30 protein-coding genes are annotated in these 23,575 nt (G+C 71.6%); 17 read left to right on the top strand and 13 right to left on the bottom strand.

The genetic code is table 11. The annotated features are described in order from the left end of the window. Window positions 1-45: 45 nt before the first annotated feature. Together VLI41_RS09610 and VLI41_RS09605 are read left to right on the top strand one after the other, a co-directional pair. A complete protein-coding gene (locus tag VLI41_RS09610) occupies window positions 46-666 on the top strand; it encodes a UdgX family uracil-DNA binding protein (protein ID WP_325267853.1) in 621 nt (206 codons plus the stop codon). Window positions 667-803: 137 nt separating this feature from the next. Next, window positions 804-1,067 carry a hypothetical protein gene (locus VLI41_RS09605; protein ID WP_325267852.1) on the top strand — a complete coding sequence of 88 codons (264 nt, stop codon included), beginning with the start codon at window positions 804-806 and terminating at the stop codon, window positions 1,065-1,067. Here the strand turns inward: VLI41_RS09605 and VLI41_RS09600 are convergent. The 3 genes from VLI41_RS09600 to VLI41_RS09590 form a co-directional block, all read right to left on the bottom strand. Next, window positions 1,064-1,726 carry a TetR/AcrR family transcriptional regulator gene (locus VLI41_RS09600; protein WP_325267851.1) on the bottom strand — a complete coding sequence of 221 codons (663 nt, stop codon included), beginning with the start codon at window positions 1,724-1,726 and terminating at the stop codon, window positions 1,064-1,066. The genes VLI41_RS09605 and VLI41_RS09600 overlap by 4 nt on opposite strands. A gap of 81 nt (window positions 1,727-1,807) precedes the next feature. Beyond that, window positions 1,808-2,983, bottom strand: coding sequence for a VWA domain-containing protein (locus VLI41_RS09595; RefSeq protein WP_325267850.1), 1,176 nt, complete (start codon window positions 2,981-2,983; stop codon window positions 1,808-1,810). 85 nt (window positions 2,984-3,068) lie between these two features. After that, window positions 3,069-3,638 (bottom strand): GNAT family N-acetyltransferase, encoded by a 570-nt coding sequence (locus VLI41_RS09590; RefSeq protein WP_325267849.1) that lies wholly within the window; start codon window positions 3,636-3,638, stop codon window positions 3,069-3,071. Window positions 3,639-3,670: 32 nt separating this feature from the next. Here VLI41_RS09590 and VLI41_RS09585 point away from each other — a divergent pair, with 32 nt between their 5' ends. The 6 genes from VLI41_RS09585 to bla are packed head-to-tail and all read left to right on the top strand — an operon-like array spanning window position 3,671 to window position 9,231. After that, window positions 3,671-4,597: a histone deacetylase family protein gene (locus VLI41_RS09585; RefSeq protein ID WP_325267848.1), complete on the top strand. Its 927-nt coding sequence runs from the start codon at window positions 3,671-3,673 to the stop codon at window positions 4,595-4,597. 59 nt (window positions 4,598-4,656) lie between these two features. Continuing rightward, window positions 4,657-5,265 (top strand): histidine phosphatase family protein, encoded by a 609-nt coding sequence (locus tag VLI41_RS09580; protein WP_325267847.1) that lies wholly within the window; start codon window positions 4,657-4,659, stop codon window positions 5,263-5,265. A gap of 33 nt (window positions 5,266-5,298) precedes the next feature. After that, window positions 5,299-5,541 carry an exodeoxyribonuclease VII small subunit gene (locus tag VLI41_RS09575; RefSeq protein ID WP_325267846.1) on the top strand — a complete coding sequence of 81 codons (243 nt, stop codon included), beginning with the start codon at window positions 5,299-5,301 and terminating at the stop codon, window positions 5,539-5,541. After that, window positions 5,541-6,422: a farnesyl diphosphate synthase gene (locus tag VLI41_RS09570; protein ID WP_325267845.1), complete on the top strand. Its 882-nt coding sequence runs from the start codon at window positions 5,541-5,543 to the stop codon at window positions 6,420-6,422. The genes VLI41_RS09575 and VLI41_RS09570 overlap by 1 nt, the downstream gene beginning before the upstream one ends. 26 nt (window positions 6,423-6,448) lie before the next feature. Continuing rightward, window positions 6,449-8,368, top strand: a complete 1,920-nt coding sequence (dxs, locus tag VLI41_RS09565; protein ID WP_325267844.1) for a 1-deoxy-D-xylulose-5-phosphate synthase — start codon at window positions 6,449-6,451, stop codon at window positions 8,366-8,368. Then, window positions 8,365-9,231 carry a class A beta-lactamase gene (gene bla / locus VLI41_RS09560; RefSeq protein WP_325267843.1) on the top strand — a complete coding sequence of 289 codons (867 nt, stop codon included), beginning with the start codon at window positions 8,365-8,367 and terminating at the stop codon, window positions 9,229-9,231. The genes dxs and bla overlap by 4 nt, the downstream gene beginning before the upstream one ends. On the opposite strand, the gene VLI41_RS09555 is transcribed toward bla, so the two are convergent. The 5 genes from VLI41_RS09555 to flgF all read right to left on the bottom strand — a co-directional run bounded on the left by VLI41_RS09555 (window position 9,207) and on the right by flgF (window position 13,150). Further along, window positions 9,207-9,974, bottom strand: a complete 768-nt coding sequence (locus VLI41_RS09555) for a hypothetical protein (protein WP_325267842.1) — start codon at window positions 9,972-9,974, stop codon at window positions 9,207-9,209. The two genes, bla and VLI41_RS09555, sit on opposite strands and share 25 nt — an antisense overlap. Before the next feature lie 128 nt (window positions 9,975-10,102). Further along, window positions 10,103-10,843, bottom strand: a complete 741-nt coding sequence (gene flgH, locus VLI41_RS09550; protein ID WP_325267841.1) for a flagellar basal body L-ring protein FlgH — start codon at window positions 10,841-10,843, stop codon at window positions 10,103-10,105. A 16-nt stretch (window positions 10,844-10,859) separates the two neighbouring features. Further along, window positions 10,860-11,600, bottom strand: a complete 741-nt coding sequence (flgA, locus tag VLI41_RS09545; protein ID WP_325267840.1) for a flagellar basal body P-ring formation chaperone FlgA — start codon at window positions 11,598-11,600, stop codon at window positions 10,860-10,862. Window position 11,601: 1 nt separating this feature from the next. Beyond that, window positions 11,602-12,390 (bottom strand): flagellar basal-body rod protein FlgG, encoded by a 789-nt coding sequence (gene flgG, locus VLI41_RS09540; protein WP_325267839.1) that lies wholly within the window; start codon window positions 12,388-12,390, stop codon window positions 11,602-11,604. 10 nt (window positions 12,391-12,400) lie between these two features. Further along, window positions 12,401-13,150 carry a flagellar basal-body rod protein FlgF gene (flgF, locus tag VLI41_RS09535; RefSeq protein WP_325267838.1) on the bottom strand — a complete coding sequence of 250 codons (750 nt, stop codon included), beginning with the start codon at window positions 13,148-13,150 and terminating at the stop codon, window positions 12,401-12,403. A gap of 217 nt (window positions 13,151-13,367) precedes the next feature. Here flgF and VLI41_RS09530 point away from each other — a divergent pair, with 217 nt between their 5' ends. From VLI41_RS09530 to VLI41_RS09505, 6 genes are all read left to right on the top strand, one after another. Then, on the top strand, window positions 13,368-13,949 hold the full coding sequence (locus tag VLI41_RS09530) for a flagellar basal body-associated FliL family protein (RefSeq protein WP_325267837.1): 582 nt from the start codon (window positions 13,368-13,370) through the stop codon (window positions 13,947-13,949). A gap of 149 nt (window positions 13,950-14,098) precedes the next feature. Next, entirely contained in the window at window positions 14,099-15,088 is a 990-nt protein-coding gene (gene fliM, locus VLI41_RS09525; protein WP_325267882.1) for a flagellar motor switch protein FliM, read from the top strand. Then, window positions 15,085-15,579, top strand: a complete 495-nt coding sequence (locus tag VLI41_RS09520) for a DUF6468 domain-containing protein (protein WP_325267836.1) — start codon at window positions 15,085-15,087, stop codon at window positions 15,577-15,579. The genes fliM and VLI41_RS09520 overlap by 4 nt, the downstream gene beginning before the upstream one ends. Beyond that, complete coding sequence (locus VLI41_RS09515) at window positions 15,576-16,547, top strand: hypothetical protein (protein ID WP_325267835.1); 972 nt, start codon at window positions 15,576-15,578, stop codon at window positions 16,545-16,547. Before VLI41_RS09520 ends, VLI41_RS09515 begins: the two co-directional genes overlap by 4 nt. Window positions 16,548-16,550: 3 nt before the next feature. Continuing rightward, on the top strand, window positions 16,551-19,442 hold the full coding sequence (locus VLI41_RS09510) for an endoglucanase (protein ID WP_325267834.1): 2,892 nt from the start codon (window positions 16,551-16,553) through the stop codon (window positions 19,440-19,442). Beyond that, window positions 19,439-19,975, top strand: a complete 537-nt coding sequence (locus VLI41_RS09505; RefSeq protein WP_325267833.1) for an arsinothricin resistance N-acetyltransferase ArsN1 family B — start codon at window positions 19,439-19,441, stop codon at window positions 19,973-19,975. The genes VLI41_RS09510 and VLI41_RS09505 overlap by 4 nt, the downstream gene beginning before the upstream one ends. 77 nt (window positions 19,976-20,052) lie before the next feature. On the opposite strand, the gene VLI41_RS09500 is transcribed toward VLI41_RS09505, so the two are convergent. From VLI41_RS09500 to VLI41_RS09490, 3 genes are all read right to left on the bottom strand, one after another. Beyond that, window positions 20,053-20,457, bottom strand: a complete 405-nt coding sequence (locus VLI41_RS09500; RefSeq protein ID WP_325267832.1) for a LysR substrate-binding domain-containing protein — start codon at window positions 20,455-20,457, stop codon at window positions 20,053-20,055. 161 nt (window positions 20,458-20,618) lie between these two features. Next, entirely contained in the window at window positions 20,619-21,416 is a 798-nt protein-coding gene (gene fliP / locus VLI41_RS09495; protein WP_325267881.1) for a flagellar type III secretion system pore protein FliP, read from the bottom strand. Continuing rightward, window positions 21,413-21,682 carry a flagellar biosynthetic protein FliO gene (locus tag VLI41_RS09490; protein ID WP_325267831.1) on the bottom strand — a complete coding sequence of 90 codons (270 nt, stop codon included), beginning with the start codon at window positions 21,680-21,682 and terminating at the stop codon, window positions 21,413-21,415. The genes fliP and VLI41_RS09490 overlap by 4 nt, the downstream gene beginning before the upstream one ends. Window positions 21,683-21,769: 87 nt before the next feature. On the opposite strand from VLI41_RS09490, the gene flgB reads away from it, so the two are divergent. Genes flgB through VLI41_RS09475 form a run of 3 tightly spaced genes read left to right on the top strand, consistent with a single transcriptional unit; the run spans window position 21,770 to window position 22,945 of the window. Beyond that, window positions 21,770-22,183 carry a flagellar basal body rod protein FlgB gene (gene flgB, locus VLI41_RS09485; RefSeq protein WP_325267830.1) on the top strand — a complete coding sequence of 138 codons (414 nt, stop codon included), beginning with the start codon at window positions 21,770-21,772 and terminating at the stop codon, window positions 22,181-22,183. 16 nt (window positions 22,184-22,199) lie between these two features. Continuing rightward, entirely contained in the window at window positions 22,200-22,619 is a 420-nt protein-coding gene (flgC, locus tag VLI41_RS09480; RefSeq protein WP_325267829.1) for a flagellar basal body rod protein FlgC, read from the top strand. A gap of 14 nt (window positions 22,620-22,633) precedes the next feature. Then, window positions 22,634-22,945 (top strand): flagellar hook-basal body complex protein FliE, encoded by a 312-nt coding sequence (locus VLI41_RS09475; protein WP_325267828.1) that lies wholly within the window; start codon window positions 22,634-22,636, stop codon window positions 22,943-22,945. A 19-nt stretch (window positions 22,946-22,964) separates the two neighbouring features. On the opposite strand, the gene VLI41_RS09470 is transcribed toward VLI41_RS09475, so the two are convergent. Continuing rightward, window positions 22,965-23,336: a GFA family protein gene (locus VLI41_RS09470; protein WP_325267827.1), complete on the bottom strand. Its 372-nt coding sequence runs from the start codon at window positions 23,334-23,336 to the stop codon at window positions 22,965-22,967. Between the two features lie 41 nt (window positions 23,337-23,377). Further along, a partial coding sequence (locus tag VLI41_RS09465) for a hypothetical protein (RefSeq protein WP_325267826.1) occupies window positions 23,378-23,575 on the bottom strand: 198 nt, incomplete at its 5' end.

Raw genomic sequence — 23,575 nt, 5'->3', positions numbered from 1 at the left:
GGCTAAGGTTTGACCGCCATGGTCCGACCGCAAGAGCCAGGCCCCGTGGAAGCGCGCGATCCTCGCCGCCAGGACGCGCCGCCGGCGTCGGTCCAGGGGGTCTGGGCCGGTGTCGAGGCGTGCCGTCGGTGCGACCTCTGGCGCTGCGGGAACGGCGTGGCGGGCGAGGGGCCGGCGCACGCCAAGCTGATGTTCGTGGGCGAGCAGCCCGGCGACCAGGAAGAGCAGGCGAGGCGGCCCTTCGTCGGCCCCGCCGGAAGGATCCTCGACAAGGCGCTGGCGGAGGCCGCCGTGCCGCGTGCGGAGACCTTCGTCACCAACGCCGTCAAGCATTTCAAGCACGTTCCGCGCGGCAAGCGGCGGCTGCACAAGACGCCCGACGCCGGCGAGGTGATCGCCTGCCGCTGGTGGCTGGAGGCGGAGCGGCGGATCGTCCGCCCGCGGGTGATCGTGGCGCTGGGCGCAACGGCGGCGCTCGCGGTGTTCGGCAAGGCCACCCCGATCGGCAAGTTCCGCCAGACGGCGATCCAGCTTCCGGACCAGGCGCAGGGCGTGGTGACCTATCATCCCTCCTACCTGCTGCGCGTGCCGGACGCGGAGGCCAAGCGGAAGGCCTACGGCATGTTCGTCGACGACCTGGCGTTCGCCTGGAAGCTCGCGGCCTGAGCTATCCGCGCATTCCCGCGAAGGCGGGAATCCAAGCGGCGGCCCATCCGCATCTTCGACTCAGCTTGGGTCCCCGCCTGCGCGGGGACGAGCGGAGGGTAGGGGAACTGACCGCTCCCGCGCCTGTTGCCTTGCCCATGGAACAGACGCCGCGCCCCAGCCACCTCGACCAGCGCGATCCGGCCAAGGCCGATGTGCGCAACGTCCGCGAGGAGGTCGATCGCGAGATCGACGCCTATGGCCGCGACCTGCACGACCTCGTGCTCCTGGTCCCGGAGGACCGCTGGGCGGAGTTCATGCTGCTGACCGGCGGCCCCGGCGACCGCGGCGAGACGCAGTACCGCGGCGTGACCCTCCGCAAGGCCGCCGTCACTGCGGTCGTGGCGCAGGAAGGCTTCTAGGCCGCATTGAAGCCGGCCTCGGCGAAGTCGAGCATGCGGTTCAGCAGCGCGTTGACGTCGCCCTCGCGCGTCAGGCCGCCCGAGAGGTGATGCAGCCGGTCGAACTCGGCGAAGCGATTGTTGTGGACCATGCCCAGGCAGAAGTGCAGCCGCCAGTAGACGGTCTCGCGCGGCAGGTCGGGGCGGGCGGCGATCAGCGCATTGGCGAACCGCTCCAGGTGGCTGACGTCGTTCTGGATGGCGTCGCGCATCTCGGCGGTGCCTTCCGAGCGGGCGCGGATAATGAACTGGATCGAGATCCGCCGCGCGTTGGCCGGGTCGCTCCAGCGCAGCGGCGGGGCGAAATAGGCCTCCAGGATGTCGCGGACCGGCGGGCGGCCGCCGTGGCGCTCGTTCGCCTCGTGCAGCATGCGCGCCCGCTCGCGATTGAGCTCGGCCGTGCGTTTGCCGAAGATCGCGAACAGCAGGGCGTCCTTGGAGCCGAAGTGATAGTTGACGCTCGCCAGATTGACGCCCGCCGCGGCGGTGATGTCGCGCACCGAGACGTTCTGGAAGCCGTTCAGCGCAAACAGCCGCTCGGCGGCCGTGAACACCGCGGCCTTGGTGGCGGCCTGGGCCTCCTCGGTCTCCAGGGCCTCGGGCGTCAGGGGATCGTTCATGCGAGTCCGATCGCGAGCTCGTCCGAGCATAGGCGGTTGAATTCTGCCCGCAATCCGTGCGCCCCCGCGAAAATCGTCCGCCTAGCGGGAGAGCTCGCGCATGGCCTTGTCAAGGCCGTCGAGGGTGAGCGGGAACATGCGGTCGCCGACCAGCTGCTTGAGGACGCCGATCGAGGGCGTGTAGTCCCAGTGCCGCTCGGCGGTGGGGTTCAGCCAGACCATGTGCTCGTAGATCTGCGCCACACGGTCCATCCAGATGGCGCCGGCCTCCTCGTTCCAGTGCTCCACCGAACCGCCCGGATAGGTGACCTCGTAGGGGCTCATGGTGGCGTCGCCGACGAAGATGACTTTGTAGTCGTGCGGAAACTTGTGGAGGATGTCCCAGGTCGGGATCTTCTCGGCGTGGCGTCGCCGGTTGTCCTTCCAGACTGTCTCGTAGAGGCAGTTGTGGAAGTAGTAGAACTCCATGGTCTTGAACTCGGAGCGCGCCGCCGAGAACAGCTCCTCGCAGACCTTGATGTGGCTGTCCATCGAGCCGCCGACGTCGAGGAACAGCAGCACCGAGATCTTGTTGCGCCGCTCGGGCCGCAGGTTGATGTCGAGATAGCCCTTCTCGGCCGTGCCCTTGATGGTGGCCGGCATGTCGATCTCGTCGGGCGTGCCCTCGCGCACCCACTTCCGGAGCCGGCGCAGCGCCACCTTGATGTTGCGGGTGCCGAGCTCGACATGGTCGTCGAGATTCTTGAACTCGCGCTTGTCCCAGACCTTGATCGCCCGGCCGTGGCGGCCCTTGTCCTGGCCGATGCGGATGCCTTCGGGATGATAGCCGTCGGCGCCGAAGGGCGAGGTCCCGCCCTGGCCGATCGCCTTGTCGCCCTTCTCGTGGCGCTCCTTCTGCTCCTTGATGCGCTGGGCCAGCGCCTCCATCAGCTTGTCGAAGCCGCCCATGGCTTCGATCTGCGCCTTCTCCTCCTCGGTCAGGAACTTCTCGGAGATCTTCTTCAGCCATTCCGACGGGATGTCGGCCGTGACGCCGTCGTGCAGCTTCTCCATGCCCTTGAACACGTGGGCGAACACCTGGTCGAAGCGGTCGAGGTTCTTCTCGTCCTTCACCAGGGCGGTGCGCGACAGGTAGTAGAAATCGTCCACCGAACGGTCGATGACCTGCTTGTCGAGCCCCTCCATCAGCATGAGGTACTCTCTCAGGGTCACCGGCACCTTGGCTTCGCGAAGCTCGGTGAAGAAGCGCATGAACATCTGGAATCACCCCTCCTGACGGGGCGGCGGCGAACGGTTGTTTGAAAGAGGATGGGGCCGAGAGGTTCCATTGTCCAGTGGCCGGTCAGGCGCGCGCGGCCTCGCTGCGGGCGCGCGGGGCCGCCTCGGCGAAGCTTGCGGCGCGGCGGCGCAGGATGAATTCGTGGTCCACCGTGCGCCCGACCCGGAAGCCGTATTCGCCGACCTTTTCGAACCCGTGCCGGCAATAGAACCGTTGCGCGCCGAAGTTCTCGCTCCACACCCCGATCCACACGTCGCGCGGCCCGGAGCGCTGCAGCCAGGCCATCGCCTGGGCGAACAGCCGCCCGCCGAGCCCGCGGTTCTGCCAGGCCTTGCGGAAGTAGAGGCGCCTGAGCTCGCCGCAGCCGGCGGTCACCTCCGGATGCGGCAGCCCGCAGGGGCCGACCTGGGCGTAGCCGATCGCCTCGCCGTCGGCCTCCGCCAGCCAGGCGGCGCCCAGCGGGTCCGCCAGCTCGGCGCGCAGGCGCTCGGCGTCGTAGGCTTCCGCGAGGAAGGCGGCCAGGTCCTGCGGCGGATAGAGATGGCCGAAGGTCTCGACGAAGGTCTCGGCCGCCACCCCGGCCAGGGCTTCGGCCTCGCCGGGGCTTGCGCGGCGGATCGCGGGCTCGGACATCGGGGACGGAGTTCCTGGGTTAGGATGCAGCCATGACCGTCGCGCTCTACACCCATCTCGACATGCTCGACCACCGCCCCGGCGAGCGCCATCCCGAGCGGCCCGAGCGGCTGCGCGCCGTTGTGGAGGCGTTGCAGGACGCCTCGGACCTGGACCTCGCGGTGCGCGACGCGCCGCTCGTGGAGGAAGCCGACCTCGCCCGCGTGCACCCGGCGCGCTACCTGCAGGCGATCGCCGTCGCCGCGCCCAAGACAGGAATCCGCAAGCTCGATCCCGACACCTTCCTCTCGCCGGGCAGCCTGAACGCCGCGCGGCGCGCCGCCGGCGCGGCGGTGGCGGCGGTGCGCGAGGTGGCGGCGGGCCGGGCCGAGCGGGCGTTCTGCGCCGTGCGCCCGCCGGGCCACCACGCCGAGGCCGAGAAGCCGATGGGCTTCTGCGTCTTCTCCAACGTGGCGATCGCCGCCAAGGCGGCCCAGGCGGCGGGGCTGAAGAAGGTCGCGGTCGTGGATTTCGACATCCACCACGGCAACGGCACCCAGGCCGCCTTCGACGGCGAGGAGGGCCTCTACTTCGCCTCGATCCAGCAGTGGCCCATGTGGCCCGGCAGCGGCCATCCGGACCAGCCGGCCGGCGCCAACATCGCCAACGCCGTGGTTCCTCCGGGCGCGCCGCGCGAGGCCTGGCGCAAGGCCTTCGAGACGCTGATGCCCAAGCTCGACGCCTTCGCGCCCGATCTGCTCATCGTCTCGGCGGGTTTCGACGCCCACGTGCGCGATCCGATCGGCGACGCGGGCCAGAGCCTGGAGGCCGAGGATTTCGCCTGGGCGACGCGCGCCATCACGGGGATTGCCCGCGCCCACGCCAAGGGCCGGGTTGTGTCCTCGCTTGAGGGCGGCTACGACCTTGAAGCTCTGGGCTCCTCGGCGGTTGCGCACGTGCGGGCCCTTTCCGAGGGCTAGGGACGGGGTCGGCTGGTGCGCGGCGACGGCGAGGCCGCCCGGATGGAATGGCGAACCCTTTGACCGCCGAAGCGCCCGACCGGTCCGCCGCCCTGCGTCCCGGCGCGATCGTGCTCGCCCGCCATGGCGAGCCGGCGCTGTCGCGGCGGGTGAAGCTCTCCGCGCAGCAGTACCGCGACTTCTGGGCCAGCTACGAGGTGCTGGGGATCGCGCCGGGCCAGACGCCGCCGGAGGCCCTCAAGCGGATCGTCGACAAGGCCGGCGCCCTGCTCGCCTCCACGCGCCTGCGCTCGGTGGAGAGCGCCGCCATCCTGGCCGCCGGCCGCAAGGTCGTGCAGCACGACCTGCTGGTCGAGGCGCCGCTGCCGCCGCCCGCCTGGCCGGCCTGGATCAGGCTGTCGCCGAGGACCTGGGGCTTCCTCGCCCGCGTCTGGTGGTGGTTCTTCAACCACCACGAGGGGCAGGAGACGCGCGCCGCGGCCGAACAGCGCGCCGACGAGGCCGCCGCCCTGCTCATCGGCCATGCCGAGACCGGCGAGGACGTGCTGGTGCTCGCCCACGGATTCTTCAACTTCATGATCGGCCGGGCGCTGCGCCGCCGCGGCTGGCGGCTGGCGGCGAGCGAAGGCTACAAATACTGGTCGACGCGCCGCTTCGAGCGGCTCTAGGTTCGGCCGCTGCAGGCCGCCACAGAGGGACCCATGTCCGAGCCCGCCGAGATCGCGAGCTTGAGCTTCGAGCAGGCGCTCGCCGAGCTGGAGCAGATCGTCGCGCGCCTGGAGTCCGGACAGGCGCCGCTGGAGGACTCCATCCAGCTCTACGAGCGGGGGGCGGCGCTGAAGAGCCATTGCGAGCAGCGGCTGGAGGCGGCGCGCCTGCGCGTGGAGAAGATCGTCGTGGGCGCCGGCGGCGCGCCCGGGGTCGAGCCCGCCGAGTTCAACTGATGCAGGCCCTGGCCCAGCGCGTGGCCGAGGCCGCCGACCTCGTCACCGTGGCCCTCGACGAGCTGCTGCCGCGGGCGGAGGGGCCGGAATCGCGCCTGACCGAGGCCATGCGCTACGCCGCGCTCGGGCCCGGCAAGCGGCTGCGCACCTTCTTCGCCCTGGAGACCGGGCGGATGTTCGAGCTGTCCGACCGCTCGGTGCTGCGCGCCGCCTGCGCGCTCGAGTGCGTGCAGGCCTACAGCCTGGTGCACGACGACCTGCCCTGCATGGACGACGACGACCTGCGGCGCGGGCGGCCGACCGTGCACAGGGCCTATGACCAGGCGACGGCCGTCCTGGCCGGCGACGCCCTGCAGACCGCCGCCTTCGAGATCCTCGCCCATCCGGACACCCACGCCGACGGCGCGATCCGCGCCGAGCTGGTGAGCAAGCTCGCCCAGGCGATCGGCGCGAAGGGCATGGCCGGGGGCCAGATGATCGACATCCTGGGCGTGCGCGAGGACCTGGGCGGCGTCGCGCGCATGCAGCGGCTGAAGACCGGCGCGCTGATCGCCTGCGCCTTCGAGCTGCCGATCGTCATGGCCCGCGCCAAGGAGGCCGAGCGGCATGCGCTGCTGGCCTTCGCCCACGATCTCGGCCTCGCCTACCAGATCGTCGACGACCTGCTGGACGCCCAGGGCGACGCCGCGCGGATGGGCAAGGCGGCCCGCAAGGACGCCCAGAAGGGCAAGGCCAATTTCGTCACCTTGCTGGGCGTCGCGGCCGCCCGCGAGCGCCTGCAGGTGCTGGCCAAGCAGACGAAATCCCACCTCGAGCCGTTCGGCAAAAGGGCTGAATTCTTACGGGCGAGCGTCGATTTCGTGCTAGAGCGCCCGAGCTAGCCGCCCGAGTACGCTTAAGGTCCTTCATGGCGCCGGTCACTCCGCTTCTCGACACCGTCTCCTCGCCCGCCGACGTGCGGAAGCTCCCGGTCAGCCAGTTGCGGCAGCTCGCCGACGAGTTGCGCGCCGAGACCATCGACGCGGTCTCCCAGACGGGCGGCCACCTGGGCGCGGGCCTGGGCGTGGTCGAGCTGACGGTGGCGTTGCATCACGTCTACGACACGCCCCGCGACGTGCTGATCTGGGACGTGGGCCACCAGGCCTATCCGCACAAGATCCTGACCGGCCGGCGCGATCGCATCCGCACCCTGCGCCAGGGCGGCGGCCTCTCGGGCTTCACCAAGCGCGCCGAGAGCGAATACGACCCGTTCGGCGCGGCGCACGCGGCGACCTCGATCTCGGCGGCGCTCGGCTTCTGCGCCGCACGCGACCGCGACGGGCGCGACAACAAGGTGGTGGCGGTGATCGGCGACGGCGCGATGAGCGCCGGCATGGCCTATGAGGCGATGAACAAGGCCTGCGAGACCACCAAGCAGCTGACCGTCATCCTCAACGACAACGACATGTCGATCGCCCCGCCGGTCGGCGGGATGAGCGCCTACCTGGCGCGCATGGTCTCGGGCGGCGGCTATCGTTCGTTCCGCAACCTCGGCAAGGCGATGACCAGGGTCTTCCCGCGGCCCATGCAGGAGGCGGCGCGCAAGGCCGAGGAGTTCGCCCGCGGCCTGGTCACCGGCGGCACCTTCTTCGAGGAGCTGGGCTTCTACTACGTCGGCCCGATCGACGGTCACGACATGGATGCGCTCGTCCACGTGCTGCAGAACGTGCGCGGGATCACCGATCGCCCGGTGCTGGTCCACGTGGTGACCCAGAAGGGCAAGGGCTACGCCCCGGCCGAGAACGCCGCCGACAAGTACCATGGGGTCGTGAAGTTCGACGTGGTCACCGGCCAGCAGGCCAAGCCCGCCCAGACCCACGCCCCGCAGTACACCAAGGTGTTCGCCGCCGAGCTGATCAAGCAGGCCGAGCGCGACCCGAAGATCGTGGCGATCACCGCGGCCATGCCCTCCGGCACCGGCCTCGACGCGTTCGGCGAACGCTTCCCCGAGCGCATGTTCGACGTGGGCATCGCCGAGCAGCACGCGGTGACCTTCGCCGCGGGCCTGGCGGCCGACGGCATGAAGCCGTTCGCGGCGATCTATTCCACCTTCCTGCAGCGCGGCTACGACCAGGTGGTCCACGATGTCGCCATCCAGCGGCTGCCGGTCCGCTTCGCGATCGACCGGGCGGGGCTGGTGGGCGCCGACGGGGCGACCCACGCGGGGGCCTTCGACGTCGGCTACCTGGGCGCGCTGCCGGGCATGGTGGTGATGGCCGCCGCCGACGAGGCCGAGCTCGCGCGCATGGTGGCCACCGCCGTGGCCGTCGACGACCGCCCCTCGGCCTTCCGCTATCCCCGCGGCGAGGGCGTGGGCGTGGAGATCCCCGAGCTGGCCGAGCCGCTGGAGATCGGCAAGGGGCGGATCGTGCGCGAAGGGACCGCCGTGGCGATCGTCTCGCTCGGCACGCGGCTCTCGGAGTCGCTGAAGGCCGCCGACCTGCTCGCCGCGCGCGGACTCTCGGCGACCGTCGCGGATGCGCGCTTCGCCAAGCCGCTGGACCTCGACCTCATCCTGCGCCTGGCCCGCGGCCACGAGGCGCTGATCACCGTGGAGGAGGGGGCGATCGGCGGCTTCGGCGGCTTTGTGCTGCAGGCCCTCGCCGCGCAGGGCGCGCTCGACCGCGGCCTGAAGGTCCGCACCCTCACCCTGCCCGACATCTTCCAGGACCAGGACAAGCCCGAGGCCATGTACGCCCAGGCCGGCCTGGACGCCGAAGGGATCGTGCGCGCCGCGCTGCAGGCCCTGGGCGTCTCCAACGCCGCCGCCGCGGGCCGCCGGGCGTGAGGCTGGACCGCCGGAGCTCCCTGGCGCTCGGGCTCGCCGCCGTCGCGTCCCCGGCCCTCGCGCGGACCTCGGCCGAGGCGCAGCTTGCCGATCTCGAGCGCAGGCGCGGCGGCCGGATCGGCGTCGCCGTCCTCGATACCGGCAGCGGCCGCCGCATCGCCCATCGCGCGGACGAGCGCTTCGCCATGTGCTCGACCTTCAAGACCCTCGCGGTCGCCGCCGTGCTGCGCCGGGTGGACGCCGGCCGCGAGGACCTCGCCCGTCCGGTGCTCGTCGACAGGGCGGCGGTGATGGGCTGGGCGCCGGTGACCGAGAAGCGCATCGGCCAGAAGGTGTCCCTGTCCGGGCTGTGCGAAGCGGCCATGGAGTTCAGCGACAACGGCGCGGCGAACCTGATCCTGGCGGCGATCGGCGGCCCGCCGGCCGTCACCGCCTACGCCCGCGCGATCGGCGATCCGACGACGCGGCTCGACCGGCCCGAACTGGCGCTGAACCAGAACCTGCCCGGCGACCCGCGGGACACGACCACGCCCCAGGCCATGCTGGAGGACCTGCGGCGGCTGATCCTGGGAGACGCCCTGTCGGGCCCGTCGCGCCGGCGGCTCACCGACTGGATGCTGGCCTGCAAGACCGGCGACGAGCGCCTTCGGGCCGGGCTGCCGAAGAGCTGGCGCGTCGCCGACAAGACCGGGTCGGGCAGCCGCGGCGCGGCGAACGACATCGCGGTCTGCTGGCCGCCGGGGCGCGCGCCGGTGCTGATCTGCGCCTACACCAGCGGCGGCGCGGGCGACGACGCCCGCCGCAATGCGACGCTGGCCGAAATCGGCCGCCTGGTGGCTCAGTCCTCGTCCGGCGGCGGATAGTAGCCGTAGCCGGGCGCGCGCCGCGCATAGGGATCGCGATAGCCGTAGGATTCCTCGCGGGCGCGTTCGGCCTGCGCGGCGGCGCGCTGGCGCTCGGCGTCCGCCTGCGCCTGCTGCTGGCGGATGCGATCGGCCTCGGCGGTCTCCCGCCGCTTGGTGGCTTCCGCCGCCTCCCGCGCCGCCTTGGCCGCGGCGAGCTGCTCCTCCGTCACCGCCTTGGACCGGGCTTCGGCTTCCTCTCGCGCCTTGGCCTCCTCGCGCGCGGCGACTTCGGCCTTGTGCTGGGCGGCGACCTGCGCGCCGCAGGTGGCGAGGTCGGCGATGCCCTGCTCGGAGCCGCCGAGCGGCGCGCTCACCGGCTCCTCGGCCAGCCAGGCGATCTGCAGCGTCTTGCCCTTGCGCAGCGCCGCCAGGGTCTCCTCGCTCAGCACCATCGACCCGCGCTTGGGGTTCTCCATGCGCAGCATCAGGTTGGCGAACGGCTTCTGGTCGATCCTGAGCGGCAGGAACGCGCGCTGCGGGAGATCGTCCTTGGTGAAGCGCAGCTCCACGAACTGGCCATCGGAGATCAGCGAGATCTGGGCGGCCTGCCCCGAGCGGCCCAGCAGGTCGATATCCGTCCGGCAGCTGTCCTCCGTCGGGGTGATGACCCAGATTTGCGACGGCGGCTGCGCGGGCGCCGCCACGGCCCCGCCGGCGAACAGCGCAGCGCTCGCCGCGCCAAACACGATACTTCTGAACACGACCGGATCCCCAGGGCGCCCTCGATCGACAAGCTACGCCCGGTTGCGCAAGGCGCCTAGAGCACAGGCGGTCGCGGGCTCGCGCGCCCGGCCGCGGCGGCCAGGCCGCGGCCGATGCCGGATCCGGATCAGAACGGCCAGAACTTTTCGGCGAGCGCCTGGCCGGCGGGGGTCTTCTGCACGCGGGCGAGATCGCCGCGGCCGCCATAATAGATCCGCGCCTCGGCGATCTGGGTGTGGTTGATGGTGTTGGCCGAGGAGATGTCCTCCGGCCGCACGATCCCGGCGACGGTCAGCTGCCGCAGGTCGTTGTTGGTGCGCACCTCCTGGGTGCCCTGGATCACCAGGTTGCCGTTCGGCAGCACGGCCGAGACCACCGCGGCGATGGTCAGGTTGATCTTCTCTGCCCGGGTGATCGCGCCCGACCCGCTCTGGTCGGTCTTGCTGTTCGTGCCGAGCGCATTGGCCGGGTCGAACGCCTTGGGCAGGATCTTGCCGAGGCTCGATTCCAGCCCCAGCAGATGCGGCACGCCGGCGGTGATGTCGCTCTGCCGCGAGGTCGTGGTCTGGTTCGTGGTCTTGGCGCTGTCGTCGATGGTGATCAGCACGGTCAGGATGTCGCCCACCTTGCTCGCCCGCTGGTCGGCGAAGAACTCGCGCGCGCCGGTGCGCCACAGGGAGTTGGCGCTGGCCGGTCCAGGCTCGGCGCCGCGGCTGGGGGCCATCGGCAGGATGGTCTGCTCGCGCGGCACGAGCGCCGCCGGATAGCCCACAGGGGCGAGCTGCGGCCCCTTGACGGCCTCGGCGATGCTGGAGCAGGCGCCGAGCGGCAGGAGCAGGGTGGCGAGGGCGAGCGGACCGAGACGCATGACGAACGACTTCCTCTCAGCGGAGCGCGATGCGGGTTGAGCGGGACCTGAGCTCGTCGGCCACCGGGCCGACGGCGGCTTCGCCCGGGCCGGCGACCACCGCCTGGATGATCTTCTTGGAGGCCGGGTTCTCGACGTTCAGCGTCTCGCCGACCCCGGCGGCGGAGAGCGCCTTGCCCTGCAGCGACAGCGAGATCCCGTCGGCCTCGTAGGTCACGTTGAGCATCTCGCCGGCCTTGACCACGATGGGGGTGGCGATGTCGTGGGCGGCGACGCTCGCGCCGGCGCGGAGCGGGCGGCGGGCGGCCTTGCCGATCACCGCATCGGGATCGCGCGGGGCGTCGAACGGGGCGGCGGCGGCCCTGGCCCAGACGATGTCGGTCGGCCCGACCACCTCGCCGGCGGCGATGTCGCGGGCGTAGGTCAGCACCTCGACGTTGCCGCGGGCCGGACCGGCTGCGGCCGAGGACGAGCCGGCGCCGGCGTGCACCACGATGGTCTTCAGCCCCTCGGCGTTGGCCCAGTCGAGGCCGGCGCGGCGGGCGGCGGCCTGCACGGCCGCGGCGCTCAGCACCACGCTGTCGGCGGTGCGGCGGGCGACCGGCACGCGCGCGGCGGCGCCGGCCCCGTCGAACAGGTCGCCCAGGGTGACGATCCCGTCGGCGTCGGCGGTGTCGGCCCTGAGCGTCACGGCCTGGCCGGCGAGCGCAGGTCCGCAGACGGCGAGCGCGAGAAACGCGACCAGCAGCGGCTTCATCTTACGATTTCACCTGGTTGGCGATGCCCAGCATGTTGTCGGCGGTGGAGATGACCTTGGAGTTCATCTCGTAGGCCCGCTGGGCGACGATGAGCGCGGTGATCTCCGAGACCGGGTCGACGTTCGAGGCCTCGGTGTAGCCCTGGTCCAGCACCCCCAGCCCGTTGTTGCCGGGGGTGTCGAGCGTCGGCGCGCCCGAAGCCGCGGTTTCCTTGAACAGGTTCGAACCCTGGGCCGAGAGGCCGCCCTCGTTCATGAAGGTGGCGAGCGTCAGCTGGCCGACGACGGTGGGCGCGGGGTTGCCCGGCTGGATCACCTGCACCTGGCCGGTCTTGGAGATGGTCACGTCGGTGGCGGTCTGCGGGATGGTGATCGCCGGCTGGATCAGGTAGCCGTCCTGCGTCACCAGCTGTCCCTGGTCGTTGACCGAGAAGTTGCCGGCCCGGGTGTAGGCGGTCTCTCCGGTCGGCAGCAGCACCTGGAAATAGCCGCGGCCGTCGATCGCCAGGTCGAACTTGTTGCCGGTGGCGGTCAGCGAGCCCTGGGTCGAGATCCGGTAGACCGAGCCCGCCTTGACGCCGGCGCCGATCTGCACGCCCGTGGGCACGATGGTGCCCTGGTCCGAGGACTGGGCGCCCGGCTGCTCGAGCGTCTGGTAGAGCAGGTCCTGGAACTCTGCGCGCTGCTTCTTGAACGCCACCGTGTTCATGTTGGCGATGTTGTTGGAGATCACCTCGACGTTCAGCTGCTGGGCGGCCATGCCCGTCGCGGCCGTGCGGAGAGCCTGCATCGCTTAGCTCCTATTGAACCTTGCCAAGGCTATCGACGGCCCGGGCGGAGAGGTCCGCCTGGGTGTCCATCATCTTGGCCATTTGCTCGTAGGCCCTGGAGACCTCGATCATGCGGGTCATCTCCAGGATCGGATTGACGTTGGAGGCCTCCAGCATGCCCTGGCGGACGTGCGGCGCCTCGGCCGGCGTCGGCGCCACGTTGGAGGTGTTGCGGAACAGGTTGTCGCCGGCCTTCTCCAGCCCCGACAAGTTCGAGAAGGTCGCGACCCCGATCTTGGCCACCCGCAGGATGTCCTTGCCGGTCCCCTGGCTGACGGTGCCGTCCTCGCCGATGGTCACCGGGCCCTTCTGCGGATCGAGCACGATCTCGCCGCCGCCGTCATCGAGCACGGGCTGGCCGGCCTGGGTGGCGAGCCGGCCGGTGTCGTCCAGCCGGAAGCGGCCGTCGCGGGTGTAGCGCTCGCCGCCGGCCGCCTGCACCCGGAAGAAGCCCGGCCCGTCGAGCGCCAGGTCGAACGGCGAATCGGTGCGCCGCAGCGCCCCTTGCCCGAAATCGCGCAGCACGCCGTTGGAGGCCACGAACTTCACCGGCGCCGGTCCGCCCAGGGTGAACGCCGGCCGCTCGGGATCCTCGGCGGTCTGCAGCGCCTCCACCTTGAATCCCGAGGTGTCGGCGTTGGCGATGTTGTTGGCGACGATGTCCATCTGCTGCTGCAGGACGATCTCGCGGGAGAGTCCGACGTAGAGAGAATTGTCCATTAATCGGCGGGCCTTGCGGGCGGTGGCTGTCCGCGACTTCCGCTGCAAGCCTCGGGCCAGACGAAAACCCAAGGAATTTCAGCGGATAAGAAGGTTAACGCCGGCCTCCCGGCAAAAACCGCCGGGCAGGCTTGGTCCTCGTTAACGCCGGTTAAAAACCGGTTCTTAACCAAAGCGGGGCCATGCCGGAGCGACAAGGATTCTAAGGAACGCGCGCGTGTCCGAAGCTGCCGTCCAGGAAGCGCCCGAGGAAGAGGTCGCCGAAGGCGAGGAGGCCGAGGCCGAGGCGCCGAAGAAGAAGCTTCCGCTCAAGCTCATGATCATCGCCGGCGCGGCGGCCGTGCTGGTGCTGGGCGGCGGGGGCGGCGCGGCGGTCTTCCTGCTCAAGCCCAAGCCGGACGCGGCCCACGCCAAGAAGCATCCGGCCAAGGCCAAGGACGCGAAGGGCGGCAAGGACGCCAAGGGCGGCGGCCAGGTCAGCGAGGGCCCCGACGGGGTGCTGTTCTACACCTTGCCCGACATCGTGGTGAACATGCAGACGGCCGACGGCCGGCCGACCTTCCTGAAGCTGAAGCTCACCCTCGAGATGCCCGATCAGGACGCGGTCGATGCGCTCGATCCGAACATGCCCAGGCTGCAGGACATGTTCCAGACCTTCCTGCGCGAGCTTCGCCCCGAGGACCTGCAGGGCAGCCAGGGGTCCTACCAGCTCCGCATGGAGCTCCTGCGCCGCGTCAACCTGGTGATCGCGCCCTCCAAGGCGAACGCCGTCCTGATCGAGGAGATGCTGATCAACTAGCGTCCCCCCAGGGCCGCCAGTCGCGTCGCGCAACGCCCATGGCCGAAGAGACCGAGACCCAGACCGAAGCCGAGACCCAGGCCGGGGCGGAGACCGCCGCCGGAGCCGTGGACGAGAACATCGCCGCGCCGCACCCCGGCGAGGGGCTGATGGGCTCGGAGCGCATCCTCAACCAGGAGGAGATCGACAGCCTCCTGGGGTTCGACCTGTCGGACGAGGAGATCGCCGAGCGCACCGGCATCCGGGCGATCATCAATTCCGCGCTCGTCTCCTACGAGCGGCTGCCGATGCTGGAGATCGTCTTCGACCGGCTCGTCCGGTACATGACGACCTCGCTCAGGAATTTCACCTCGGACAATGTCGAGGTCTCGCTCGACAATATCTCCTCGATCCGCTTCGGCGACTACCTCAACTCCATCCCGCTGCCGGCGATCCTGGCGGTGTTCCGCGCCGAGGAGCTCGACAACTACGGCCTGCTGACCGTCGATTCCAACCTGATCTATTCGATCGTCGACGTGCTCCTGGGCGGCCGGCGCGGCACCGCGGCCATGCGCATCGAGGGCCGCCCCTACACCACCATCGAGCGGGTGCTCGTCGAGCAGATGGTGCAGGTGGTGCTCACCGACGCCAAGCTGGCGTTCGAGCCGCTGACCCCGGTCTCCTTCACCCTCGACCGCCTGGAGACCAACCCGCGCTTCGCCGCCATCGCCAGGCCCGCCAACGCCGCCATCCTGGTGAAGCTGCGCGTCGACATGGAGGACCGCGGCGGACGCATCGAGCTGCTGCTGCCCTATGCGACGCTCGAGCCGATCCGCAAGATGCTGCTGCAGCAGTTCATGGGCGAGAAGTTCGGCCGCGACAACATCTGGGAAAGCCATCTGGCCAGCGAGCTGTGGACCACCACCATGGATGTCCGCGCCGTGCTCGACGAGCAGCACGTGCCGCTGAAGCAGGTGCTCGAGCTCAAGGTCGGCGACACCATCATGCTGAACGCCACGCCCGACAGCCTGGTCGAGCTGCGCGCCGGCTCGATCCCGCTCACCCGCGGCCGCATGGGCCGCCGCAACTCCCACATCGCCGTCCGCGTGGAGGCGCCCTTGCCGCCGCTCGCCCGGCAAGCCGTCCAGAGGTCCTCATGAGCCTGGTCGCCCTCACCATGAACCTGCTGCTCGCCAGCCTGCTCGCCGCCGCGCTGGCGCTGGGCTGGCGGCTCAACCGGCGCCTGAAGGGGCTGCGCGACAGCCACGACAGCTTCGCCGTCGCGGTGCGCGAGCTGAACGCCGCCGCGCAGCGCGCCGAGCAGGGGCTGGCCGATCTCAGGGCCGCCACCGACGAGGCGGTCGACACCCTCGCCGACCGCATCGAGAAGGGCCGGGCGCTGGCCGCCAAGCTGGAGCGGCTGATCGCCCACGCGCCGGCGCAGGGCCGCGAGGCCGTCCAGCCGCAGGTCGATCCGGCCCAGGAGCGCAAGCTCGGGGCCCTGCTGGCCGCCGCCCGCGAAGGGCGCGGAACCCCGGCCCGCCCCGTGGCGAGCCCTGAGCCTCTCGTCCTGCGCCCGCCGCCCCGCAGCCTCGAGGACGATCTGTTCGAGGAGCCGCCGCTTCGGCTGCAGCAGGGGGGCGGCCGATGAAATCCGCGCCGCGCATCCTGCCGCTGGTCGGCGTGGCCATCGGCGGCGTGCTCGCCATCAATGCGCTGGCCGGCGCGCGCGATCTGCCGGGCCTGGTCTCCAGCGCCAAGGCCTATGCCGAAGACGCCGCCAAGGGCGGCAAGGCCGGCAAGCCGGAGAAAGCTGGGAAGGCCGGAGTGGCCGGCGCGGGCGCGGCGAAGGACGCCCCGGCCCTGCCGCCCGGCCCGCTGCCGCCGCCGAGCATCAAGCCGCAGCCGGTCTGCGCGCCGACCGCCGCTGAGCTCGCCAAGGAGGCCGGCCTGTCGCCGGCCGAGCTGCAGGTCCTGCAGAACCTCGGCGCCCGCCGCGGCGAGTTGGACAAGCGCGAGACCGATCTCGACACCCAGCTCGCCCTGCTGGCCGCGGCCGAGGCCAAGCTCGACGCCAAGGCCAAGGCGCTGGAGGGCCTGAAGTCCGACGTCCAGGGCCTGCTCAACCAGGCCGACGGCCGCGAGTCCGCCGAGATCGACCGCCTGGTCAAGGTCTTCGAGGGCATGAAGGCCAGGGACGCGGCGCCGCGCATGGTGCTGCTGGACGATTCCGTCCGCATCCCGATCGCCGCCAAGATGAAGGAACGCGCGCTGGCGGCGATCATCGCCCAGATGCCGCCCGCCGAGGCCAAGAAGCTCACCGAAGCGCTCGCCAGGCGCTTCGCCGCCGCCCAGACGCTGGCGGCGAACGCCAACGCCAGGGCCGAGCAGGCCGCCGCCCAGGCCGGCTCGCCGCAACCCGCCGCGGCTCCGGCGAAGCCCGCCGCCAGGCCGGTGCGTCATGCCCGCAAGGCTCAGCCGCGCAAGCACGCGCCCGCCGCCGAGACCGCTTCGGCCGCGCCGGCCAAGCCGGCCGCAGCGCCCGCGCAGGCCCCCGCCGCACCGGCCGCCGCCCCCGCCGCCGCGCCGCCGGCCGCGAGCGCGCCCAAGGCCGGCTGATCCATGGACCTGCGCCAGACCCTGCGCGCGAGCGTCGCGGCGGTCTGCGTCGCCGGCCTGGCCGCCCCTGCGGGCGCCGTGGCGCCGCGCGGCGGCCTGGAGGTCCACGTCGCGCAGGCCGCCGACTTCTCGCGGCTGGAGTTCCACGGCGCCGGGGCGATGCGCGCGCGCCGCGACGGCGCCAAGCTGATCCTCGACTTCGCCCGCGACGGCGATCCGGACATCGCGCGCCTGCACACCGATCCGCCGCGCTGGATCAAGACCGCCGAGAAGCGCCACGTGGGCGGCCGGCTCGAGCTGGTCGTCACCCTGGCCGACGACGCCGACTTCAAGGCGGGCGCGGCCGACGGCGACGCCTTCGTCAACGTGTTCGCCAAGCCGCCCCCCGATCCGGCCGCCGCCAAGCCCTCCGCGCCCGCCCGGCCCAACCCGATCCCGGCCGGCGGCGTGGTCCACATGCAGCCGAAGATCGCGGGCGGGCAGGTGCTCTTGAGCTTCGCCTGGGCCAATCCGGCCGGCGCGGCGGTGTTCCGGCGCGGCGATGCGGTCTGGGTGGTGTTCGACGCCCCGGCGGCGATCGACGTCTCCAGGGCGCCCAAGGGCCTCAAGCAGTTCGAGAGCCTGGCGGTGTTCCGCGGCAAGGACTACGTCGCGCTGCGCATCAAGGCCGCCCACCAGATCCCGGTGTTCGCCACCGCGCTCGGCCCCGCCTGGACGATCGCGCTCGGGCCCGGCAATCAGGGCCAGCCCTCGCTGGTCCACGTCACCCGCGACGAGGCGCTCGGGCCCGCCACCCTCAAGGCGCCGGTCGCCGGCGTCACCGGCGTGCTGCAGGTGGCCGATCCGGTGGTCGGCGACACCCTGGAGGTGGTCACCGCGCTCGGACCCTCCAAGGGCCTGCCGTCGCGGCGGGAATACGTCCAGATGGCCCTGCTGCCGTCGGTCCAGGGCCTGGCCGTCGAGAGCTACATCGACGACCTGGCGGTCAGCCACGACGGCGACATCGTCCACATCGGCCGCCCGGCCGGCCTGGCGCTCTCACCGGCCTGGGCCACCCGCAACCAGGAGCAGGCGCTGCTCGGCGCGCCGCGCGCCGCGGCCCTGCCGGCGCTGATCGATGTCGACAATTGGCCCAGGACCGGCTCGGGCGGATTCCTCGCCCGCTACAACGCCCTGCTCTCGGAGGCCGCCGCCGAGGAGGCCAAGACCGGGCCGGCCGCGCCCACCGCCGCCCACATGGCGCTGGCCCGTTTCCTGGTCGGCTCGGAGCTCTCCTTCGAGGCGATCGGCGTGCTGAACCAGGCCGCCCACATGCAGCCCAAGCTGCTCGACACGCCCGAGTTCCGCGGCCTGCGCGGCATCGCCCGGGTGATGGCCCGCCGCTACAAGGAGGCCGACGCCGACCTCACCGCGCCGGCCCTGGCGGAGGACCCCTCCGCGGCGCTCTGGCGGGCCTATGTGGCCTCCCAGCTCGCCCAGTGGAGCGAGGCCCACGCCCAGTTCGCCAGGGGCGCCCAGGCCTACGAGATGTTCCCTCCGGTCTGGCGGGCCCGCTTCGCCCGGGCCGACGCCAAGGCCTCGCTGGCGCAGGGCGACCTGAACGCCGCGGATTCCCGGATCCGCCTGGCGCTGATGGAGAAGACCGACGTCTACGAGGAGCTGGCGAGCCGGCTGCTGCAGGCGCGGATCATCGAGGCCCAGGGCCACCAGGACCGGGCGCTGCGCATGTATCAGGCGATCGCCCGCGCGCCGGCCGAATACCTCTCCGCGCCGGCGCTGCTGCACGCCACCCAGATCCAGCTCGCGACCGGCAAGGTGACGCCGGTGCAGGCGGCCGGCGTGTTCGACGCCATCCGCTACCGCTGGCGCGGCGACGCCACCGAGCTCGACGCGATCCGCGCGCTCGGCCAGCTCTACCTCGGCCAGGGCCGCTACCGCGAAGCCCTGGAGGCGCTGCGCTCGGCGCCGCGCCTGACGACGGATTCGCCCGAGGCGCTGCAGCTCCAGGCCGACCTGAACGCCGCCTTCCGCGCGCTGTTCCTCGACGGCCTGGCCGACGGCCTGGAGCCGGTGCAGGCGCTGGCGCTGTTCTACGACTTCAAGGAGCTGACCCCGATCGGCGCCGACGGCGACGCCATGGTGCGCAAGCTGGTCCGCCGGCTGGTCGACGTCGACCTGCTGGACCAGGCGGCCGAGCTGCTGAAGTACCAGGCCGACAACCGGCTCGACGGCGTGCCCAAGGCGCAGGTCGCCACCGACCTCGCCCTGATCTACCTGATGGACAAGAAGCCGGAGCAGGCGATCGAGGCGATCAACGGCTCGCGCACCACCGTGCTGCCGGCCGCGCTCAACGCCCAGCGGCGGCTCATCGAGGCGCGCGCCTGGACCGGCCTCGGCAAGTTCGACACCGCCCTCGAGATCCTCGAGAAGGACAATTCGCCCGACGCCCGCGACCTGCGCGCGGAGATCACCTGGAAGCAGCGGAATTGGGCCGGCGCGGGCGCGCTCTATGAGAAGAGCCTCGGCGAGCGCTACAAGACCGCGACCCCGCTCAGCGCCGAGGAGGAGGGCCGGCTGCTGCGCGCCGGCGTCGCCTTCAGCCTGGCCGGGGACGATGCGGCGCTGACCAGGCTTCGCCAGCAGTACCAGGGCTTCGTCGACGGCGCGCACAAGCCCGACGCGCTGAAGATCGCGCTGGCCGGCATCGCGGCGGGACGGCTCAACGTCGCGGATTTCGGCCGCATCAGCGCCGACGACGAGATCTTCGAGGGCTGGGTTGCGAAGATGAAGGTCCGCTTCCGCGACCCCTATCCGCCGGTCCCGGCGGCGAGGCCCGGCGCCTCGCCGGCGCCCGCCAGGCGCGCGGCGGCCGCGCCTACGGCGGCCAGGGGATGATCCGGCCGGCGAGCGCCGCCGACGCGGCCGCGGTCGCCGCGATCTACGCGCCGATCGTCGAGGCCACGATCATCTCGTTCGAGACCGTCGCGCCCGGCCCTGCGGAGATGGCGCGGCGGATCGAGGCCACCCTGGAGACGCACCCCTGGCTGGTGTTCGAGGACGACGGCGGGGTGGCCGGCTACGCCTACGCCGGCGCGCACGCCGCGCGCGACGCCTACCGCTGGAGCGTCAACGTCAGCGTCTACAATGCGGAGCGAGCCCGCCGGCGCGGCGTCGGGCGGGCGCTCTACCACGCGCTGTTCGAGATCCTGCGCCGCCAGGGGTTCCACATGGCCTTCGCCGGCATCACCCTGCCGAACGAAGCCAGCGTCGGCCTGCACGAGGCCATGGGGTTCCGGCCGGTCGGCGTCTATCCCGAGGTGGGCTGGAAGCTCGGCGCCTGGCGCGAGGTCGGCTACTGGGGCCTCGAGCTTCAGCCGATGGGCCCGCCCGCCGAGCCGATCCCCTTCCCGGACCTGCCGCCCGCCTAGGGCCTGCACCCGCAAGTCGACGCGGCGGAGTCATCGGCCGGCCAGCGGACGCCTTGGGCTTCCCGAGAAAGCAATGGTCAGCGGGCCTCAGGCATCGGCGGTTTCCCTGGCGCCATGCCGTCGAGCACGGCCGTGAGCAGATCGCCCAACTCTCGCACCTTGCGTGTCTGGAATTCGCTTGGCGGCCTGACCAGGTAGATTCCTGCGGAAGGGGGCGAGAAGGCGTCGAGCACGGTCACCAGCTCTCCGGAGGCCAGCGCATCCAGCACGAGGAGGTCCGGGAGGCGCGCGATCCCGAGTCCCCTGACGGCGGCGGCGGCCAGGGCGACGCCGTTGTCGGCTTTGAACCGGCCTCGAGGACGGACGGAAACGGTCTGGCCGTCCCGGACGAAACGCCAGGCTTCCACGCCCTGCATCAGACACTCGTGTTCGGCCAGCGCCTCTGGGCTTGCGCCCGCAGGGCGCGCAGATCCGGGACCCACTCCGCAGCCTCGCCGCGGCGGGCTACGACCGCTGCATCCACGACAAAGAGCCTTCGGGCGCGGCGAACCGGTCCTCGGCCAAGTCTCGCCACTGCGGGTTGTCGGTTCTCGCCCTGCGGGCCGCAAGCGGACCCGGGCCACGCCGGTCAGGCGCGCCCGAGCTAGCCTCCCGGGCCGTGCTGGAAGCTCTGCACCAGGCTGCCCGCCACCAGCCGCCAGCCATCGACCAGCACGAAGAAGATCAGCTTGAACGGCAGCGAGACCACCACCGGCGGCAGCATCATCATGCCCATGCTCATCAAGACGCTCGCCACCACCAAGTCGATCACCAGGAACGGCACGAACAGCAGGAAGCCGATCTCGAAGGCGCGCTTCAGCTCGCTGATCATGAACGCCGGCGTCACCACCCGGATCGGCGTGTCGGCGAGCGTCGCCGGGCGCGGGATCTTGGAGAGCCGCACGAACAGCGCGAGGTCGCCGCGGTCCACCTGGCTCAGCATGAAGGCCTTGACCGGCGCGCCGGCCGCGTCGAACGCCTGCGGCAGCTCGACCTGGTGATCCAGCAGCGGCTTGATGCCGTCCTGGTAGGACTTCTCGAAGGTCGGGCCCATGACGATCGCGGTCAGGAACAGCGACAGCGAGATGATCACCGCATTGGGCGGGCTCTGCTGCAGGCCCATCGCCGTGCGCAGCAGGCTCAGCACCACCACGATCCGCACGAACGAGGTGGTCATGATCACGATCGAGGGGGCGAGCGACAGCACGGTCAAAAGGCCGATCAGCTGCACGACCCGGTCGGTGAGCCCGGCGCCGGTCCCCAGGTTGATGTTCACCGCCTGCGCCGCCGCGGCGGCCGGGAACACCAGGCAAAGAAGGGTGGTCAGCGCCGCCAGGCCCGCGGCCCTGCGCCACTCGGCGCCCGGCAGCGCGCGGACCGCCTTGAGGAGCTCGCGCATCAGCCGCGGCCCTTCGGCGCCGCCGCCGGCCCGACGACGCGGCCCTCGCCCAGCAGGATGAGCTGCTCCTGGCCGTCGCAGGCCACCAGCACCAGCCGCCGCGAAGGATCGAGCACCAGGGTCTCCACCACCGCCAGCCGGCGCTCGCGCTTCATCGGCGCGCCGAAGCGGGCGAGCGCCTCCGGTCCCAAGCGGCGCAGCGCCACGGCCGCCAACCCGATCAGCCCAAGAGTCAGGGCGAGGGCGAAGACGGTTCTTAGGATGTCCATGAGGCCGCGGCTCGGAGACGAACTGGGCCGCAGTCAGGGCCGAATCCCTTAATCGCCGATTAACCCTGTTTCTTCACCTTTCGACCCATGGACACGGCCGACATCCCGCTGCTCGCCATGCTCCGCGGGCGGCTGAATTACCTGAGCCAGCGCCAGCAGGTGATCGCCGAGAACGTCGCCAACGCCGATACGCCCGGCTTCGCCCCGCGCGAGCTGAAGCCGTTCGAGTTCCAGGTGCAGGCCGCCCAGGTGGCCGGCCCACAGGCGATGGCGGCGACCGAGCCCGGGCACATGGCGCCGCCGCACGCCGGCCGCGCCCCGGCGGCCCAGGCCGTGACCACGCGCGACTCCGAGACCACGCTCGACGGCAACTCCGTGGTCCTGGAGGAGGAGATGATGAAGATGGGGCAGGCGCGCATGGACTACGACGCGGCCATCACCTTCTACCAGAAGGCGCTCAGCCTGATCCGGCTCGCCGCACGCGCGCCCGGACACAGCTAGGCCCTAGGAGCCCGCCATGGCCGACATCGCCACCCCCGCCGCCACCGCCCAGGCGATCGCCGCCTCGGCGCTCCGCGCCCAGCAGGGGCGCATGCGGATCATCGCCGAGAACCTGGCCAATGCGGACTCCACCGCCAAGACCAGGGGCGGCAAGCCCTACCAGCGCCAGGAGCCGATCTTCGAGCCGACCCCGGTGGCGGGGGGCACGGGGGTGCGCATGGCCCGCGTGCGGCCCGACCCGCGGCCGTTCAAGACCGCCTACGATCCCGGCAATCCGGCCGCGGACGCCAAGGGCGAGGTGAAGCTGCCGAACGTCGATCCGCTGATCGAGGCGCTCGACATGCGCGAGGCGCAGCGGGCCTATGACGCCAACCTCAACGTCATCGACACCGCGCGCGCCATGGATGCGCGCACCCTCGATCTTCTGAAGAAGTAGCCGGAGCCTAGGCCATGATGACCGCGCTCGCCGCCGCCAAGGCCTACGCCGCCGCCCAGAGCAACCTGGCGACCGACATCGCCGGCGCGGCCGGCGACGCCCCCAAGGCGCACGGCTTCGGCGACATCCTGAAGTCGGTGATGGGCGACGCCGTGAACGCCTCCAAGACCGCCGAGACCCAGATGGCCAACCAGGTGCAGGGCAAGGCCCAGCTCGTCGACGTGGTGACCGCCGTGGCCAACGCCGAGACCAGCCTGGAGACGGTCATGGCGATCCGCGACCAGGTGATCGGCGCCTACCAGGAGATCATGCGGATGCCGATCTGAGGCTGGGCCTCCGCCCGCTCTAGCTCGACGGGAAGTCCTGCCGAGGGGTCAGCACCGTGCCGTCCGGGAATTCGGCCCACTCGGCCTTGCTCTCGCACCAGAATGCGGCCTGCGGGGCGGGGAAGCGAGGGTCGGCGAAACAGCCGACGGGCACGCCCACGAAATCCGGCAGCGCCTGAAGCTCGGTCAGCACCGTCGATCCGCAATGGGGGCAGAAATGCAGGACGGCCGAGCCCCCCGACGCACCCGTCCGCTCATACCGGACGCGCTCGCCGGCCACGCTGACGAGTTGCTCTCGCCGCCACCTCGCCGAGACGCTGAAGGGCGCGCCCGAGCGCCGCTGGCAGAGCGTGCGGTTGCAGGCCGTGACGAAGGCCGGTTCGCCCGCCACGGCGACCGCCAGCTTCCCGCATTGGCATGAGGCGGCGCGAATCACGGGAGCCCCAGCTCCATCAGCTCGCACAGCCTCGTCCAGGCGGCGGCGCCCAACTCGCGATCCGCCGCGGGCGAGCCGCCCCAGGCGCGGTCCGCCGGTTCCGGATGTTCAGCCTCCCCGGGCAGGATCGTCCGGTGGCCGGCGCTCGGATGCGCCACGAGATCGCATCTGCGCCCGTGCGCGGCCAGTCTGCG

This window comes from Phenylobacterium sp., assembly GCF_035475775.1.
In the GTDB taxonomy this organism is placed as follows: Bacteria; Pseudomonadota; Alphaproteobacteria; order Caulobacterales; family Caulobacteraceae; genus Phenylobacterium.
This window is presented reverse-complemented; position numbering and strand designations above follow the sequence as displayed.

What these genes read in the sequence shown, in the direction of transcription:
- VLI41_RS09605 (WP_325267852.1), top strand. Translation starts at nt 804, where the DNA reads ATGGAACAGACGCCGCGCCCCAGCCACCTCGACCAGCGCGATCCGGCC.
- VLI41_RS09600 (WP_325267851.1), bottom strand. Translation starts at nt 1,726, where the DNA reads ATGAACGATCCCCTGACGCCCGAGGCCCTGGAGACCGAGGAGGCCCAG.
- VLI41_RS09595 (WP_325267850.1), bottom strand. Translation starts at nt 2,983, where the DNA reads ATGTTCATGCGCTTCTTCACCGAGCTTCGCGAAGCCAAGGTGCCGGTG.
- VLI41_RS09590 (WP_325267849.1), bottom strand. Translation starts at nt 3,638, where the DNA reads ATGTCCGAGCCCGCGATCCGCCGCGCAAGCCCCGGCGAGGCCGAAGCC.
- VLI41_RS09585 (WP_325267848.1), top strand. Translation starts at nt 3,671, where the DNA reads ATGACCGTCGCGCTCTACACCCATCTCGACATGCTCGACCACCGCCCC.
- VLI41_RS09575 (WP_325267846.1), top strand. Translation starts at nt 5,299, where the DNA reads ATGTCCGAGCCCGCCGAGATCGCGAGCTTGAGCTTCGAGCAGGCGCTC.
- VLI41_RS09570 (WP_325267845.1), top strand. Translation starts at nt 5,541, where the DNA reads ATGCAGGCCCTGGCCCAGCGCGTGGCCGAGGCCGCCGACCTCGTCACC.
- dxs (WP_325267844.1), top strand. Translation starts at nt 6,449, where the DNA reads ATGGCGCCGGTCACTCCGCTTCTCGACACCGTCTCCTCGCCCGCCGAC.
- flgH (WP_325267841.1), bottom strand. Translation starts at nt 10,843, where the DNA reads ATGCGTCTCGGTCCGCTCGCCCTCGCCACCCTGCTCCTGCCGCTCGGC.
- flgA (WP_325267840.1), bottom strand. Translation starts at nt 11,600, where the DNA reads ATGAAGCCGCTGCTGGTCGCGTTTCTCGCGCTCGCCGTCTGCGGACCT.
- flgG (WP_325267839.1), bottom strand. Translation starts at nt 12,390, where the DNA reads ATGCAGGCTCTCCGCACGGCCGCGACGGGCATGGCCGCCCAGCAGCTG.
- flgF (WP_325267838.1), bottom strand. Translation starts at nt 13,150, where the DNA reads ATGGACAATTCTCTCTACGTCGGACTCTCCCGCGAGATCGTCCTGCAG.
- fliM (WP_325267882.1), top strand. Translation starts at nt 14,099, where the DNA reads ATGGGCTCGGAGCGCATCCTCAACCAGGAGGAGATCGACAGCCTCCTG.
- VLI41_RS09520 (WP_325267836.1), top strand. Translation starts at nt 15,085, where the DNA reads ATGAGCCTGGTCGCCCTCACCATGAACCTGCTGCTCGCCAGCCTGCTC.
- VLI41_RS09515 (WP_325267835.1), top strand. Translation starts at nt 15,576, where the DNA reads ATGAAATCCGCGCCGCGCATCCTGCCGCTGGTCGGCGTGGCCATCGGC.
- VLI41_RS09510 (WP_325267834.1), top strand. Translation starts at nt 16,551, where the DNA reads ATGGACCTGCGCCAGACCCTGCGCGCGAGCGTCGCGGCGGTCTGCGTC.
- VLI41_RS09505 (WP_325267833.1), top strand. Translation starts at nt 19,439, where the DNA reads ATGATCCGGCCGGCGAGCGCCGCCGACGCGGCCGCGGTCGCCGCGATC.
- VLI41_RS09490 (WP_325267831.1), bottom strand. Translation starts at nt 21,682, where the DNA reads ATGGACATCCTAAGAACCGTCTTCGCCCTCGCCCTGACTCTTGGGCTG.
- flgB (WP_325267830.1), top strand. Translation starts at nt 21,770, where the DNA reads ATGGACACGGCCGACATCCCGCTGCTCGCCATGCTCCGCGGGCGGCTG.
- flgC (WP_325267829.1), top strand. Translation starts at nt 22,200, where the DNA reads ATGGCCGACATCGCCACCCCCGCCGCCACCGCCCAGGCGATCGCCGCC.
- VLI41_RS09475 (WP_325267828.1), top strand. Translation starts at nt 22,634, where the DNA reads ATGATGACCGCGCTCGCCGCCGCCAAGGCCTACGCCGCCGCCCAGAGC.